Origin of the sequence: Oscillibacter sp. (genome assembly GCF_031978065.1) — a bacterium.
GTDB lineage: Bacteria > Bacillota > Clostridia > Oscillospirales > Oscillospiraceae > Oscillibacter.
Genome location: NZ_DALZCH010000002.1, coordinates 30,992 through 47,513, shown reverse-complemented (window position 1 = coordinate 47,513; position 16,522 = coordinate 30,992). Strand labels below are relative to the sequence as shown.

Sequence of the window (16,522 nt, the reverse complement as noted above, 5' to 3'; positions counted from 1 at the left end):
CGAAGGCATCGGGATACCCGCAATGCCCCCGAAAGGAGTGCGGAGTGCGAGCGATTAGCCGAAAATACCCACGGCGTTCATGATCGCCACAGTAATCAGGCACACCACGGAGGATACCGCGCAGGGAATGGTCACGTACTTCACAGACTGCTGGGTGTTCAGATGAAAGAACTGGCCCATCACCCAGAAGCCGGAATTGTTGTAGTGGTTGCCCATCAGGCAGCCGCTGCCAATGGCCATCACGGCGGCCAGGGGAGCCAGACCCAGATCGGGCATCATAGGCAGCACAATCGCCGCGGCGGTCATTCCGGCGGTGGTCATGGAGCCAACGGCGATCATCATGATGGCGGCAATGGCCCAGGGCACCACGATGGTAGGAATGGAGCTGTTGCCAATCATCTCAGACAGAGGCGCCAGAGCGGGAGAATTTTTCAGCACATTGCCGAATGCGCCGCCCATGGCGGTGATCAGCAGCGGAGACAGGCAAACCACCAGACCCCGGGCAACCCACTTGTCCAGCACGATCTCATTAAACTTGATATTAGGCTGGTTATAAGTGGTTGCATAAATGCCCCGCACCATCGTGCGCTGCCGATAGCCCAGCCACACGGAGTACACCAGACCCACAAACAGAGCAATTACCTTGTTACCCATGACGGTGCAGATGGTATAGATGGCGCTGCCCTCTGTGGCGTACATCTGAGCGAAGGAAGAAGCGGAGATCAGCAGCACGGGCAACAGCAGGGGCAAAAAGCCCAAAACCGTATTCGGCAGGCCAGGATCCTTGATCAGGATGTCATCCACACTATCGGAATGAGTCTCCGCCATATCCCGAACAAATTCGGGATTGGGCTCAATCCACTCCTTCGCCGTCCACTTGCGCAGCAGGAAATAAGGGACGAAAAAGCCCACCAGTGATACCACAATACCCCACATAATCGTCATGCCAAGATCAGTCTTAAACATAATGGCGATGGCCAGAATGCCGGGAGTAGGGGGCACCAACGCGTGAGTCAGGAACAGACCCAACCCGGTGAAGGATGCCATGGTAGACATGGAGATGTGCTTGCGCTTGGACAGCATGGAAGCAATGGGGGCGGTCAGCACCATGGTGATGTCGCCGAAAACAGGGATGGACATGATGAAAGCAGTCAGGGACGGAGCCAACTCCATGTTCTTGCCCCGAAAAAGCTTAATAAAAAAGTTGGCGATGGCCTTGGCTGCGCCGGTATCCTCAATGGCCATAGAAATAATGGCGCCCAGAATGATGGTGATACCCACGCTGCCCAGCGTGTTGCCAAAGCCGCTGCTGACATAATCAACCGTGCCGATCACGCCATAACCAAGGGAGATGCCGGTACCCAAGGCCGCTATAAACAGCGCCAGTACCGGGTGCATTTTCAGCTTTACAATCATCACTACCAGAGCGAGAATTGCAATCACCAAAATTAACAGAAATATTCCTGCGGACATAATCGTTTCTCTCCTTTTTTCATACCTGTGTTGATTTTTTGCCGGGAAAGAGTGTTCGTCAGGACTATCACCCTCCTTAGTATGGCCAGCGATTCTTCGCTTGCTCCGTTCTTTTTTATCGCCTTGTATTCTACAATGGAGAACTATATAAATAATAGACCGGACGACATATTTTGTCAACATCTGACGAGTATTTTTATGCATAACGCCGCTATTTTAGCTTAATTATAGTGCGTTATAACAAAATAATCGACTGAGTTTGTTGCAGCAAAGTCTCAGAAATTAGATAAATAAATAAATATTTCAAAATCTATTCTATAATAAAGAACATTGAATTTGAAGGCGAAGGTTGCGCACTTGTGTGTTATTGAAAATCTATCCACTTCAAACGCCGCCCACAAAAATAGTCTGTCCACGATTTGGACGCAAACTCCAAGGAACAGAGCAGTTAATCCGCACCTTGCGCTGTAATTTTAAAAAATCAGCCGGATTTAGGCTGTTTTTTCTGCAAACCAATGAAAATGCCTTTGCTAATTAGGTGCAGATGAAAACGCTTCAAGGGCAGCGCGGGCGGAGTATTTGAAAGGTGCTTACACAGATATTTACGCGAAAATCCTGACAGACGGCGCGAGCAGCCCATGCAATCAATCGACAAAACATGTGGTCTCTTTTTTACAAGATGGCCGCGCCAGATTTGTAAAAACGCGCAAGCTTTTAGGAACACTAAAGCAAAATTAAGTAAATTTTCCATTTTTGAAGCTGTGTAAAGTTGGCGCTTATACTTTTCCCATACCTGGAGCTCATTTTGCGCTTCAACATCATTTTTAGAAGGAGAAATCAAAATGAATTTACCGGATGTTTCGAATTCAATTAACGGCGCACTCCAGGGAATAGCATGATTACTCTCTACTTGGACAATGTGATTTACTATACTGTTTGCACCCGGGGTGCTCAGTTTCGTCTGATCAAGGCTATGGTAGTGAATTGCCGAGAAGCGAACAGTCTTTTCAACATGGTTGAAATGACTGTTCGCTTAGAGAAACAGAGACGAAATAGTGAGAGTATTCATCCGAGTTCTCTGCCCGTATTACTCCCGCATCGCGGGCTGCTGCTCGACAAAATAAGTCCGTTGAATTGCCAGCATCGGATTGTTTGTAATAACGCCATCCACCCCTAAAGCAATTGCTTTATCCAGCATCTGCTTTGTATTGACGGTCCACACATAGATCTTTTTTCCCGCCGAATGGGCAAGCTGAACAACAGTTGCATCCACACAGCTCTCCTTCAGGCTGATTGCATCGGCACATTGCAGCCGGAGTATGCGGCTTTTAAAATCGCAGCCCACATATGCTGTTCTAATTTCAGGAGCATAGTTTTTCACTCGCTGAAGAATTCCGCAGTCACTGGAAGCGATCAGACATCGGTTCTGCATGTCTGCTTCCAAAATCAAATCTACGACTCCCTTTTCATAGCCGCCTTCCCTGCATGGTTTGAGTTCAATGTTCAGCATCAGACCGCTGCCTTTCAGGACCCGCAATACTTCCCGCAGCGTTGGAATTGTCTCCTGAATGGACGAAAGTCCTCCATTCTTCTTTACTTTCAGACTGCGAAGTTCGTTATAGGTAACGTCGCAGAGTTCCCGATCTACACCGGCAGTGCGCAGAAGATTATCGTCATGCATAATGATCAAGACCCCGTCCAATGTCTGACGCACGTCCAGTTCGACATAGTCTGCCCCTGCGTCTGCCGCACCCCGAAAGGCGGCCATTGTGTTTTCAGGAAAGCGAAAAGAGTCCCCCCGATGCGCCATAATTTCAACTTCACAGTTATTTGCTTTTTTGAGCGGCTGATATAAGAATGAGCCGCACATCCAGACAGCTAGAAAGGCTGCGGCAAAAAGCCCCGCGCCCATTTTTCGGAAAATCCCACGATTCTTACTCACTTATACGCCGCCTCCCTCTCTGCCGATTTTATAGTTCGGCTTTTAAGAAGCTTCTGCATACATGTCACATTTTGGAGGTTATAGGCTTATTAACGTCTTGGCGTTGCTCTTCAAAACACGCACAGATGTTTTCCGGTGCTGAGGAAGGCGGAAATAGGCAAGCGGCGCAGGGCGCCGTCAGCCTTTCGCAGGACACTAAAAAAAGACCGCAACAGCTTTTAGCCACGGCGGAAAATATAGGCGGAAGTTGTATTTGGCCCTTAAAAAGCGGAAAGTCTCATCCCGCATCACCCGTATCTGCTTTCAGCCCAGAAAATTCGAAGGATGCAGACAAAGGCGGCGCAGCAATGCTGCACCGCCTTTGTCAGTTGCTTATGCAATTTGAGTCAGCCACTTCAAATCATGGGCCTCAAACACGGCGCTGCGGTATGCTTCCAGATTCAGCGGTGTGCCGTCCCAGTCAGAGTGAATGTCACCGTTCTGCTTGATGAGAATGTCGTACAAAATAGCGTAGGTCACGCCGCTGTGCGCGTCCTGCTCTACAATGGTGCTATAAGGCAGGGTCTTGTGGTAGGTTACCTCCAGACCACGGTAATCAAAATGAAAACCACAGCGCATCCGGCACCCCTCCAGTCCGGTGTAGACGGCAATTTTTTTCAAATCCTGCAAAATTTGGTCGCCCGTCTCCTCGTAAAGGTTGTCAGGCGTAGTGGCGGTGTAGTCGAACCGGAATTGGACAGAACTGCCGGGGATACTCCCGAACCGATCCAGATAGGGGATCAGAGCCCACGCAGGATAATCCTGATAGAGGACGCAGTTAATCCGAAAGGGAACTGCCAGTCTGGTCAGCAGTTGATCGTTGGACTCCACCACATACTGCTGCATATGGCGGGAGACATTGATACAGGTGATCTTATCCCGATTCCGCCGGGTAAACGTCACAACGTCCTCTTCGGACTGATACTCGGACACAGGAAGCGTGGTATTGATGTAGACCTTGTGAGTGGAGGGAATCTTATCGAGCATTTTCTGGAGAGAATCCAGATTGGCAAGGGGTTCTCCTCCCGTAAACACATAGTCGCAGTAAGGTGTGACGGCATTCATCCGCTCAATGCTCTCGCAGATTTTCTCAACAGAAAACCCGGTCGGATTTGCATATTCGCCCTTGTTGATGCAAAAGGGACAGTGGTTGCGGCAGTCATATGGGACAAAAATCGTGATCGTTGCCCCGCCCTCCCGCGTTTTATACGGATAGTTCATAGTGATAGGCCTTTCAGAGTAATGCACACGCTTGGGCGCCATGGCTTGCCTGCGGTTTTTAGAAAAGCGCCTCACATGCCTCCCACAGCTTCTGGGTTCCTGATAAGTTCAAGTCATGAGCCAACATTTCGATTCGCTCCTGATGCATGGCCTTTTCTGTGGCGAACGAGTAGAACGGCGCGGTAAAATCAATGGTATCCATCGTGTTCCCGTAAGCCGCACCCGCAAGAGCGGCTGCGTTATGAAGCTTTTCCAGCGCCACAGGGCAGCCTCCTTCAGCAGCCTTCAGATTCTTCAGCACCGCCCTGACTGCCTCTCGTAACAACCCCTGAGTATATTCGCAGCACCCGTCGTCTGCAAATGCACGAATTGACTGTGAGAGCGTGGAAAGTCCGCAGGCCTTAATTTGCGCCGGAGACAAACTTTCGGTAAAGCGGGCGTCCGTCACCGAAATTTCCGGCAGCAGCGCAAAACTGTTGATGACACAGATATCTCCGGAATCATTTTTTAACACGCAAAACGGCGAGTTCTGTGCTCCGCTTCCAAACGAAGTGGCCACCAGCACCTGTTTTGCTTTGTCACCGGTGCGAATGCGAGCGGGAGATTCTACCGCCGCCGCCAAATCCATTTCCGGGTTTTCATACAAAAGCCAGAGGGCCTTGGCAGCGCTCATCGCTCCGCCGCCGCCGATGCCTACGATCACGTCCGGCTCAAACTCCGACAGCTTTGGCAGGCCACTGCGAAGATCGGCAAAGGATGGCACGGCACCTATCGAAAAAAACTCAGCCGTGCGGATGCCTTGCTTTCGTAGCTGCCGACCAATCGAAGAAACGATACCATTACGATACAGTCTTGGATCTGATACGAGAAGCGCACGCTTCATATGGTAGACTTCGCTTAGTTCCCGCAACGCCACATTTGCGGAACCAGTCTTAAAATAAACCTTTTTCGGGAGATTTAACATATTCATCGGATGTCCTCCAATTTACCAAACGGTCAGGAAGCCGACGCCGGCAGGCGCCGGCTTCCTGAAAAATTGAGGCGGCAAAGAAATTGCTGGCGATCAAATAAATCCGCCGACTTTGTCCACGCCGATTTCTGCGGAGAGGCCCATGGGATACGCCGCATGCGTATCGAGAGGCAGCGTGACCGCCACTGCCAAAACATCGCCGAACTTCTCGATGAACTTCTCGTTTCCGTAGAAAGCTCTCAGGTAGCAGGCCTTCAGCTCTTCGATTGTGGGATATACCGGGTTGCAGCCGGTGCACGCATCGTGGAACGCCCACTCGGACATCTGGTCGACAGCCGCCAGGAAGTCTGTTTCCCACGCCTTGGCTTTCTTTTCGGGGTGGGCTTCCACCAGCCAGTCGCAGATTGTCTCGGGAATATCCACGTCCTTTTTCAACTGCTCGGCAGCCTTAATCCAGTTTTCAAACGTCTCCTCGTCCGTGGCGCCCTTGACGCCAATGAGCTCGCCCAACTGGACATAACGCTCAAATGCCTGCGGATACTTATACTGGGAGAAGGTCCCCATATGATAGGGGTGCTTCTGCGCGTTAAACCGGCAGACATAGGGGAACAGCAGCGCGTTGGCGGTTCCATGGGGGATGTGGAACCAACCGCCGATCTTGTGGGACAGGGAGTGGTTGATGCCAAGGAATGCATTGGCAAAGCCAATACCGGCCAGACAGGAAGCGTCGGCCATTTTCTCACGGGCAACGGGGTCGGCCTTCGCGCCCTTAAATGCAGAACGATAGGCCCGCGGCAGATAATTGAATACCATTGTGGTGGCATCCCGGCAGAAGCCGTCGGTATACTCGGTAGCAAAGGTGGAAACATAGGCTTCCACCGCATGGGTCAACACGTCGTAGCCGGACGCCTGCGTCGCTCTCGGGGGAAGGGCCATCATGTTTTCCGCATCAATGACGGCCATTTCGGGCATCATCTCATATCCAACCAGCGGCCACTTCATGCCGGTGTTGGCGTCGGAGATAATGGTGAAAGGCGTGCACTCGGAACCGGTACCGGCCGTGGTGGGGATACAGACCAACTTGGCCTTCTTGCCCATTTGCGGGAAGAAGCGGACTCTCTTGCGGATATCCAGGAAGATGGTTGCCATATCCAAAAACGCCTCTTCGGGATGCTCATACATGATCCACATAATTTTGGCGGTGTCGATTGCGGATCCGCCGCCCACAGCGATGATGACATCAGGCTCAAACTCGTGCATCTTGGGCAGGCCCCTCATGGCGTCCTGAATCTGCGGGTCCACCTGAATATCAAAGAACTCAGCAGTTTCAATTCCCAGATCATGCAGTTGGTTAACAATCGCATCGCAGGCGCCCATCTGATAGAGGTTGGCGTCGGTAATGATAAAGGCGCGTTTAAAATCGTAAACGTGCTTCATTTCCCGCAGGGCCACGGGGGTGCAGCCGGTCTTATGATAGACCTTTTTGGGCATCTGAAGCCACAGCATATTTTCTTTCCGGTTGGCAACGACCTTGATGTCCAGCAACTGTTCGAAGTTGGTGTTGCCCATGTATGCGGAGTGACCCACAGAACCCGGCCCTAACGTCAGGGACGGAGCAATATCGAAGTTGTACAGATCGCCGATACCGCCGAAAGCCGTGGGTGTATTGATGAGGATACGTCCAGCCTTCATCTTTTCAGCAAAGCGGTCAATCTTATTTTCTTCCGTGGGGTCTATGTACAGCGCCGCAGAATGGCCTGCGCCACCCTCGTAAACCAGTTTTGCGCAGATATCGAACGCTTCATCCAGCGTGTCGGCCTTGAACATACCCAGCAAAGTGGTCAGCTTTTCGTTGGCCCAGGGGTTTTCGTGGGAGGTGTCGTTTGACTCGTAAATCAGAACCTTGGAATCATAAGGCACCTGAATTCCGGCCATCTCGGCAAGGCGAACGGCGGTCTGGCCAACGGCGGGAGGATTTACGCCGTGATTTTTGGGATTGTAGAACACCTTGGCCACCTTGGCGGCCTCTTCATCATTCAGGAAATAGCAGCGGGCATCTTTCAGTAAAGCCTTCACCTCGTCATAAACGCTGCTCAGCACCGTGATATGCTGCTCTGTGGCACAAATCATTCCATTATCGAATGTTTTGGAGTGAATAATAGACTCCACGGCCATGCGGAGGTCTGCCGTCTCGTCGATCACGACGTTGCAGTTGCCGGGGCCTACGCCGATGGCGGGCGTGCCGGAAGAATAGGCTGCATGAACCATGCCGGCGCCGCCGGTAGCCATAATCAGGTCAACCTTCTTCATCAATATATCAGAAATTTCCAGAGAGGGCGTCCCAATCCAACTGATCACATGCTCCGGAAGCCCCGCCTCGATTGCGGCATCCCGAATAATTTTGGCGGCGGCGATGGAACATTTCACAGCATGAGGGTGTGGAGAGAGAATAATGGCATTTCTGGTTTTCAGAGCAACCAGCATTTTAAAAATGGTGGTAGAGGTGGGGTTGGTGGTGGGCGTAACAGCGGCAATTACACCTTTGGGAGAGGCCACCCGCTTGGTGCCAAAAGCACGATTTTCTTCAATAATGCCACAGGTTTTAGCGTAACGCATATAATTCCACATATGCTCGGAAGCATATTGATTCTTTGTTACCTTGTCCACAACAATACCGTAGCCAGTTTCCTCGCAGGCCATTTTCGCAAGTGGAATCCGCATCTTAGACACCGCCATGGCGGCCTTTTCGCATATGGTATCTACCTGCTCCTGTGTGAAGGTAGCATACTCCTCCTGAGAAGCGCGAATGATAGGAAGAGCCTGTTCGAATTCTTCTACCGAATTGATCAATAATGCGTTTGCCATAAATATGCCTCCCTTTTCAATTTGCAATTGGTGTTGCCGTGAATTTTGAAATCCGGATCACATCGTCCCCTTTCCTGTTCAACCCAAAAAGTGCGCAGTCGTGAAACCGACGATTTTAACAGGACACCCTTTTTCATGACTTGTCACACGCTGGAATGACTGGTTTCCATTTCTTCTTCCATACCACAGCGCGTCACGGAAGACGCGACTCCTCACGATCTTGGACTGCTGCTGTGGCAATATCTGCTGCAAAATCTGTATGACCTGCTCAACGAGGCAACGGAAGCGGACGCAATCTGCCGCCGCGCCTTTTGGCTCAGCGGCTTGGACTCCGGCAATCCGGTCCCGGATAGCTTTCCGATTTTTTATTCAAATTTTCAAGCCCCCGCCCCTGACAGTATGGCTATAATATCCAAAAACCAAAAATAAATCTAACTCAAAATTTACATATTAATTCAAAATTTACTGCTAAAAAATAATTACTTTGTGGCAAAAAAATAATAGCCCCTTTAAATTCCCGGGCAAATGTATAGGTCGATTCGGTTTTAAAGTTAATTTTGGCTCAAAAATCGCCGTGGCAAGATTGCTAAAAATAGCGGCGTTTGTATGCCCCCGGGGACTTTGTTGCATGGGGGCATGAAAAAAATTTGATTTATTCAAAAGAGAGGGGTAGAATGGGAAATATACCCATACAATCTCTGGGTTGCTGAAATAATTGCGGCAATACCGCATAACAGAATAAAAATTCTTACATCAACCTCTGAAAAGCAGGTGGCCCGGGGCAGGCGGCGATGATGGTGGAATTCACAAGCCTACTCTTCTTCACCAGCAGTTCCTATGTCTGAGAGCGTTCTGCGGCCTGATTTTCTATGACCCGTAAGATTCGTATGACAGGAGCTGCGGCGTGAGGCTGATTTTGCTGGCGTGATATTGCAAAGAGGAGCGGAAGAGCCAGCGTTCTACTGTAAGATGAGTGCCATAAAAAAGGGGGGTTGCTGAAACACCGGAGCCGTGGGCTGAAAACCGGCGAAAAAAGTGCCGCAGAAGGAATGGCCGAAAACCCCGTTCGGCGAAACTTTCCTGCGGCGCTCACAATTAAATATAGTTGAAAAATATCATGCAGATTCCTTGCATAGACAAAAAATCCTACGTCGCTGTCGTTCTGGACTGCTCCTGCGGCAACGCTTGAATCGAGAATTTTTTTGTCAGGTCGAAGAAAGAACAACGCTGCCAGTTTCAGGAGAAGATATTGATTGTCCAAGTTCCCCGTAAATGCGTTCCTGTTGGTAGATAGCGGCCAGCCCCTTTCGCTTGGCTTTGTTCCAATATGATTGGGGGCTCTTCTTTTTAAAGAACGAGTAGTTTTCAGGCTTGCTATGCTGTAAACAATTGGTAATTGTATGTTGTTGGAGTTTTACTCGTTGCTGCAATTACCCGTTAGGATAGGTGATAATTATGTTGTCGAATTTTAGAAGTGATCTGGAGTCGTTAAATGGTTTGGAATCGGATAGCATCAGGACACTGTGCTACGAACTCCCTTCCGGTTATCAGGATTGCTATAGAACTTACGAATATACTAGATTATGCACAATCACACAAGGGGAAAAATGCATTACCGTCGACAATAAAACCTTAAAATATGATTCCAGCAAAATTCTTATTTTGCCATCTCAGGCAAAGATAGGCATGAAAATATATAAACCGACAAAAGCAATTGTCTATGAGCTTAATAACATAGTAATTGACCGCGTGAGTGAAGAAGTTTGCAATGACTACTCTTTAAATCTCTCTTTCTTTTTAAACCAAAAATTTTATCTGGGAAACAACAATTTTGACGAGCTGTTAAGCAGAATCAGAACAGAGCTATGCAAAGAAAACAGATCGGACTTTATCATTGATTTGTATACGCAGGAGCTTGTCTATCATTTAATTCAAAATGAAGCAATCAGGCAATTATTGTTAGATAATAATAATGCCGTAAATAAAGCAATCAAATATATGAACAGCAACTATACAAAGCCGGTGTGTATTAAGGAAATCGCATATAATTTAGGCATGTCGGAATCAGGCTTATGCCAATACTTCAAAAAGATAACCGGAATGACTCCGAATAAATATTTCACAAAAATAAAATTGGAAAAAGCAAAGGAAATGCTTCGGGATATTAGTGTTACCGATGTGGCCTTTAATTTGGGCTATCTGAATATTTCTTATTTTATTGCCATTTTCAAAAAAATGTATGGATTAACTCCCAAGCAATATAAAATGAAAATACATAATATAGAGCCCATTGCTGAGTAAAAGTGTACAATCTTACTCCCGGAGACTACGGCTGTTCAGGATGCTTCCGTTTACGGATAATTTCATTCTCAGCGCCTGTAATCCAATTTACGAACAATTTTGAAACGACCACTCCGCGCAAGAGAAATTCAACCGACGAGGAAATAACGTGCTTTACAAAGAATTCTGCAAACAGTTCAACATCTCACTCAACGAGCAGCAGGCACAGGCAGTGCAGCACACCGAAGGCGCGGTGTTGCTGCTTGCCGTGCCCGGGAGCGGAAAAACAACCGCGCTGGTGGCGCGGCTGGGATATATGCTGTACTGCGTGGGCGTGGCTCCGGAGCGCATCCTCACGATGACCTATACTGTCTCGGCGGCCGGGGACATGAAAAGCCGGTTTGCCGCCATGTTCGGCGATGAATACGCCGCAAGGCTTCAATTTCGCACGATAAACGGCGTGTGCGCCTCTATTATCAACCGTTATGTAAGAGATAAGGGCGCAGACGGCTTTAATCTGCTGGACGACAACCGGAAGCTGCTCACCGAGATCTATCGGAAGCTGCGCGCCGACTATCCCGTGGACGGCGAGGTGAAGGAGCTTCAAAAGCAGATTACATACATTAAGAATATGCGCCTTACCCGTCAGGAAATAGACGCGCTTGATCTGAGCGGCGCGGACGTCGGGCCCATATACGATAAATACATCGACGAAATGAAGCGCCGCCGCCTGATGGACTATGACGACCAACTGGTCTACGCCTACAACATTCTCAAGTCCCGCCCGGACATCCTGAACTCCTATCGGCGGAGATTCCCGTACCTTTGTGTGGATGAGGCGCAGGATACGTCCAAGATTCAGCATAGGATCATTCACCTGCTGGCAGGCAAGGACGGAAACCTCTTTATGGTGGGCGATGAGGATCAAAGCATTTACGGCTTCCGCGCGGCGTATCCGGACGCCCTAATGCACTTTGAGAGAGATTATTCAAACAGCACCGTCCTGCTTCTGGAGGAGAACTTCCGTTCCACACCGGAGATTGTTTTGGCGGCGGACAGGTTTATTACTCGAAACACTATGCGGCATAAGAAACATATGCGTGCTTTCCGGCCTTCCGGCGCGCCGGTGCGAAAAGTGACGCTTACAAGCCGGGCGGCGCAATACAGCTACATCGCAAAAATGGCGCAGGGCGAACCCGAACGGGAGTTGGCTGTGCTATACCGCAATAACGACAGCGCCGTGCCATTAATCGATTTCTTGGACAGGAACGACATCAGCTATTGCATCCGCCAGACAGACGGTGTTTTTTTCACCAACCGCACGGTCTCCGGCATCCGGGACCTTATGATGCTGGCGCTCTCGCCGCTGGATGCAGAGGCTTTCATGCGCGTCTACTATAAGCTGAACCTGCCCATAAGCCGAGCGGACGCCGAAAAGGCGGTGGAGCAGTGCCGAGCGGGGAAATGTGCGTCTCTCTTTGCCGCGTTGAAGCCCACCGGCAAAAACCCGAATCGAATCGTGGAAAAACTCTTTGAGCTCAGAGCGCATTTCGCCGCCCTAAAGACGGACAGCGCAGCGCATGCGCTGCGGCGGATGCGTTACCAAATGGGATACGGAGCGTACCTCATGAAAAACGGCGGCGACGACGAGCGGCTCTATCTGCTCTCGCTGCTGGCATCCCGGGAGAAGAACATCGAAAGCTTTTTGAAGCGTCTAAATGCACTTAAAAGTATTTTTGAAGCTGGCGGCGACAGAAAGAGTCATCTGATCCTCAGCACGATACACTCAAGCAAGGGCTTGGAATATGACCGGGTTGCGATCATCGACGCGATTGACGGCATCCTACCCTCGGTGATGCTCAAACCGGGACAGGCTTTGGATAAAGACGAGCAAGCTGCCTTCGAGGAAGAACGGCGGCTGTTCTATGTGGCGGCGACCAGAGCAAAAAACGAACTGCTGCTTATGAGCTACGAAAAAGCGCCGGAGTGTACGTTTATCCGTCAATTCTGCGAACCGCTGACGCCCAATGCAACCGGGAAACGGGATAAGAAGATGGTGCCGCCCGCAAGTCCGGCGCCGGAAATGGCGCAAAGAATCCAGTGGATGGCTAAAGACTACATCAAAGGCGCAAACGTGATGCACAACGTATTCGGGCGTGGAATGATCGCGGAAAAAGGTGAGGATACAGTCACAATCCACTTTGCTACTGGAACCGTGAAACGCTTTATCCTGTCCGCCTGTCTGGAAAAAGGGCTGCTTGGGCTCCAGCGATAAATTGCGGAACATATTGATTAAGCTGCGACTAGGGTGTTCTTTCTTTTAATTCAGACGGACAATACGTTCGTATTTTGTTTAAGTCATGATGCTCAACTGAAGAGCATGGCTAAGGAATTGACATTTACGGCTGTATGAAACTGATTGTCACCCGCATGGGTAGATATCTCTGTGGGTGCAATACTAATGCATGGAGGTGGAGTATGTCTGAGATTTATTTTGCGGGCGGATGTTTTTGGGGACTGGAAAAGTATCTTGCCTCAATCCATGGAGTCAAGTCAACACAAGTGGGGTATGCCAACGGGAACAAGGAATCCCCCACCTATGAGGAAGTTTGCCATTCCGACACGGGACACGCAGAAACGGTAAAAGTAACCTATGATCCCGCCGTGCTTCCGCTGGAATTTCTTCTGGATTTATATTATGAAGCAATCGATCCGCTCTCGCACAATCGGCAGGGCGGTGATGTTGGTACGCAATACCGAACCGGCATCTATTATGTCAGCACAGAAGACGCTCCGGTGATTGAAACTTCCATCGCCAGACTGCAAAGCCGTTTCAGCGAGTCCATTGCGATTGAAGTGCTTCCCCTTCGCAATTTCAGCGCGGCGGAGGAATACCATCAAGAATACCTGAATAAGAATCCGGGTGGATATTGTCATATTGGGAAAGCACGATTTGAAAGGGCGGCAAACGCCATTGTAAATCCCGCGGCGTATTCAGCACCGGACACGGCTGAGCTGCGCCAAAAACTGACGCCCGAGCAATATGCGGTGACTCAGCGCAATGCCACCGAGCCACCATTTGAAAACAAATTCTACCAGACGTTTATGCACGGCATTTATGTGGATATTACTACGGGTGAACCCCTGTTTTCGTCAAGTGATAAATTTGAATCAGGTTGTGGTTGGCCAAGCTTTTCAAGACCGATTGATCCTCGTGTCATCCGCGAGAAAGAAGATTTTTCTCATGATATGGCACGAACCGAGATAAGAAGCCGCGTTGGAAATGCCCATTTAGGCCATGTGTTTTCTGACGGCCCGAAAGAATCAGGAGGTTTGCGCTATTGTATCAACAGCGCTTCGCTGCGATTTATTTCCAAAGAGGACATGGAGCGCGAGGGATATGGTTTTTTGCTGGGCCTGATAGATTAAGAAAAAAGGGATTCTATATCGGTGCGGCAATTTTGGATTGCACGCATCAAGTACCACAAAACGTTTGGTACTGACAAGACGCCGGCGGAGGCAATTGCGAGAATTCTTCTTGCTCAGCGGTATCGCTGTAAGGACTTTCCAAAGCAAGGAGAAGCTTATTCATTTTGGTTAGATCACCCTCTTGGGCAGCATTCAGCGCCTCTTCAACCAAATGGTTTCGTGGAATCATAGCAGGGTTATGGCTTTTCATAAGCTCCCCGCTTTCATTTCTTGATTGTGGCTGTCGGCCAAGACGTTCTTGCCAACGTTCATGCCAATGATGATACGCAGGTTGGGAGAACAAATTCTGACCATCGTTCTTACCCAATGTTAAGGATTTAAATGTCTCCGTATAGTCCGCTTGATATTGTTCCATAAGCTGCAAAAAATCGTTGATCAATACCAAATCTTCCTCTTCCCGGCTATACAAACCCAGCTTTGCCCGCATTCCCGCCAGCCAATCATGATGATACAGGCTCCAAAATGTTGAGACCTCTTCTTGTGCAAGTCCTACTGCCTGATTCTCGTCACTCTGCAAAAGGGGCAGCAAGGTTTCAGCAAAGCGCGCCAAATTCCAAGCAGCCATCTTCGGTTGGTTTTCATAGGCGTAGCGACCATGGATATCTATGGAACTGAAAACAGTTGCCGGGCGATAGACATCCATAAAAGCACAAGGGCCATAATCAATGGTTTCACCGCTAATGGCCATATTATCTGTATTCATTACGCCGTGAATAAATCCAGCCAATTGCCATTTGCAAACCAGATGTGCCTGCCGTTTTACCGTCTCTCTCAGCAACAGCAGATATTTGTCTTCAACCGCTGCAATGGCTGGAAAGTGACGCGTTATGGTGTAATCCGCCAGACTGCGAACATCATCTACCGTGCCAAATCGCGCAGCATATTCAAACGTTCCTACTCGAATATGGCTTTTCGCAACACGTGTTAAAATTGCTCCGGGCAGGTTTTTCTCGCGTCTCACAGCTTCTCCTGTTGTTACGACTGCTAAACTTCTGGTCGTTGGGATCCCCAATGCATACATGCTCTCGCTGATGATATATTCCCGTAGCATGGGACCCAAGGCAGCGCGTCCGTCACCACCTCGGGAGTATGGGGTTGGCCCGGAACCTTTTAGCTGAATATCAAATCGCTCTCCGGAATCTGTTATCTGTTCTCCAAGAAGGATAGCGCGTCCGTCACCCAACATGGTAAAATATCCAAACTGATGTCCTGCATACGCTTGGGCTATTGGCTTGGATTGGCTGGGAATTTCGTTTCCGGCAAAGACGCCTAATTGCAGAGGTACGCCTAAAGAAGTGGCTAATGCATGATTGAAAATGACAAGCTTTGGGTTACGCACAGCGGTTGGGGATTGCTTCGTATAGAAAATCTCGGGTAGATTTGTATAACTGTTATGAAGGTTCCATCTTTGTTTATCCAATTTTCTCATCCTTCTTATCGAATCATGTTGCAGTCAGCCTTAGTGTCGGCTGATTTCATCTTTTTATGTTCCAGATGAGAGGTTCCCTCATCCATCAATTCGCCAGTCGAGTAAAAATATGAATTGCGCGGTTTGTTTATAAAGCCCGATTTGAGAAACTACGGCGTAAAGCTAAAATAACCGCCAACCTAACAGCCGACCCCCGGAAACAATTTTTCCGGGGGCCGGTTTACTTATGCGCAGATGAAGAATGTCTGCCTTTCAAAAAAAGCCCGGCCAGTGCGCGAGCTGTGGCGTCCTTCCAGCTTCTCCGGGTTCATATCTAAAAGAGCAGAGCGTTTGACCTGTATATTTTAAAATTCATTCAATTTTGGCTTCCGTGTTCCACGGCATTTCACTGAGCATTCATTTTCTACAAAAGTATGCCGAAGCCAACATAATGTAAACCAGTTTTGCATCGACGGGTCAAAATTAACTTTTTTTCCTAACGGTTGCGGCACAATGGATTTAAAGCTTTTGTGCCAATTCTGGCAATTTGTTTTAAACTGTTCTGGAGATGTCAAGCCCGGCAAAAAGCCGGACGCATGCCGATATGCTCTCTAAAAATGTTCAAATACCGGCCTTTTGACGGAATTGCTCTTATTGGCATAGTATTTGCTCAATTTAATAGCAGGCAATTGTACGAAATACAGCTGCAAGCCGGCAAGCGCCAAATGGGGAGGTGAGAAAGGCACTGCGGATTTGATAAGGCATTGCTCATTCAATGCGCCGGAGAACGGCCGCCTTCTTACCATTAAACCACATGGCGCATAAAAAAGTCAGC

General features: G+C 49.1%; 10 protein-coding genes. 3 read left to right on the top strand and 7 right to left on the bottom strand.

The window, feature by feature from the left end:
- Positions 1-54: 54 nt before the first annotated feature.
- The 6 genes from RTK01_RS00625 to adhE form a co-directional block, all read right to left on the bottom strand.
- Positions 55-1,473: an SLC13 family permease gene (locus tag RTK01_RS00625; protein ID WP_312279104.1), complete on the bottom strand. Its 1,419-nt coding sequence runs from the start codon at positions 1,471-1,473 to the stop codon at positions 55-57.
- Positions 1,474-1,954: 481 nt separating this feature from the next.
- Positions 1,955-2,314 (bottom strand): hypothetical protein, encoded by a 360-nt coding sequence (locus RTK01_RS00620; RefSeq protein ID WP_312279103.1) that lies wholly within the window; start codon positions 2,312-2,314, stop codon positions 1,955-1,957.
- A 246-nt stretch (positions 2,315-2,560) separates the two neighbouring features.
- Complete coding sequence (locus tag RTK01_RS00615; RefSeq protein ID WP_312279102.1) at positions 2,561-3,385, bottom strand: glycerophosphodiester phosphodiesterase family protein; 825 nt, start codon at positions 3,383-3,385, stop codon at positions 2,561-2,563.
- A gap of 402 nt (positions 3,386-3,787) precedes the next feature.
- Positions 3,788-4,675 (bottom strand): 4Fe-4S cluster-binding domain-containing protein, encoded by an 888-nt coding sequence (locus tag RTK01_RS00610; protein WP_312279101.1) that lies wholly within the window; start codon positions 4,673-4,675, stop codon positions 3,788-3,790.
- A 58-nt stretch (positions 4,676-4,733) separates the two neighbouring features.
- Entirely contained in the window at positions 4,734-5,639 is a 906-nt protein-coding gene (locus tag RTK01_RS00605; RefSeq protein ID WP_312279127.1) for an iron-containing alcohol dehydrogenase, read from the bottom strand.
- A 99-nt stretch (positions 5,640-5,738) separates the two neighbouring features.
- Complete coding sequence (adhE, locus tag RTK01_RS00600; protein WP_312279100.1) at positions 5,739-8,510, bottom strand: bifunctional acetaldehyde-CoA/alcohol dehydrogenase; 2,772 nt, start codon at positions 8,508-8,510, stop codon at positions 5,739-5,741.
- Between the two features lie 1,455 nt (positions 8,511-9,965).
- On the opposite strand from adhE, the gene RTK01_RS00595 reads away from it, so the two are divergent.
- The 3 genes from RTK01_RS00595 to msrB all read left to right on the top strand — a co-directional run bounded on the left by RTK01_RS00595 (position 9,966) and on the right by msrB (position 14,219).
- A complete protein-coding gene (locus tag RTK01_RS00595; RefSeq protein ID WP_312279099.1) occupies positions 9,966-10,811 on the top strand; it encodes an AraC family transcriptional regulator in 846 nt (281 codons plus the stop codon).
- A gap of 148 nt (positions 10,812-10,959) precedes the next feature.
- Positions 10,960-13,065 carry an ATP-dependent helicase gene (locus RTK01_RS00590; RefSeq protein WP_312279098.1) on the top strand — a complete coding sequence of 702 codons (2,106 nt, stop codon included), beginning with the start codon at positions 10,960-10,962 and terminating at the stop codon, positions 13,063-13,065.
- A gap of 203 nt (positions 13,066-13,268) precedes the next feature.
- A complete protein-coding gene (gene msrB, locus RTK01_RS00585) occupies positions 13,269-14,219 on the top strand; it encodes a peptide-methionine (R)-S-oxide reductase MsrB (protein WP_312279097.1) in 951 nt (316 codons plus the stop codon).
- A gap of 46 nt (positions 14,220-14,265) precedes the next feature.
- Here msrB and RTK01_RS00580 read toward each other — a convergent pair whose 3' ends face one another.
- Positions 14,266-15,717 (bottom strand): YdiU family protein, encoded by a 1,452-nt coding sequence (locus RTK01_RS00580; protein ID WP_397352063.1) that lies wholly within the window; start codon positions 15,715-15,717, stop codon positions 14,266-14,268.
- Between the last annotated feature and the right edge of the window lie 805 nt (positions 15,718-16,522).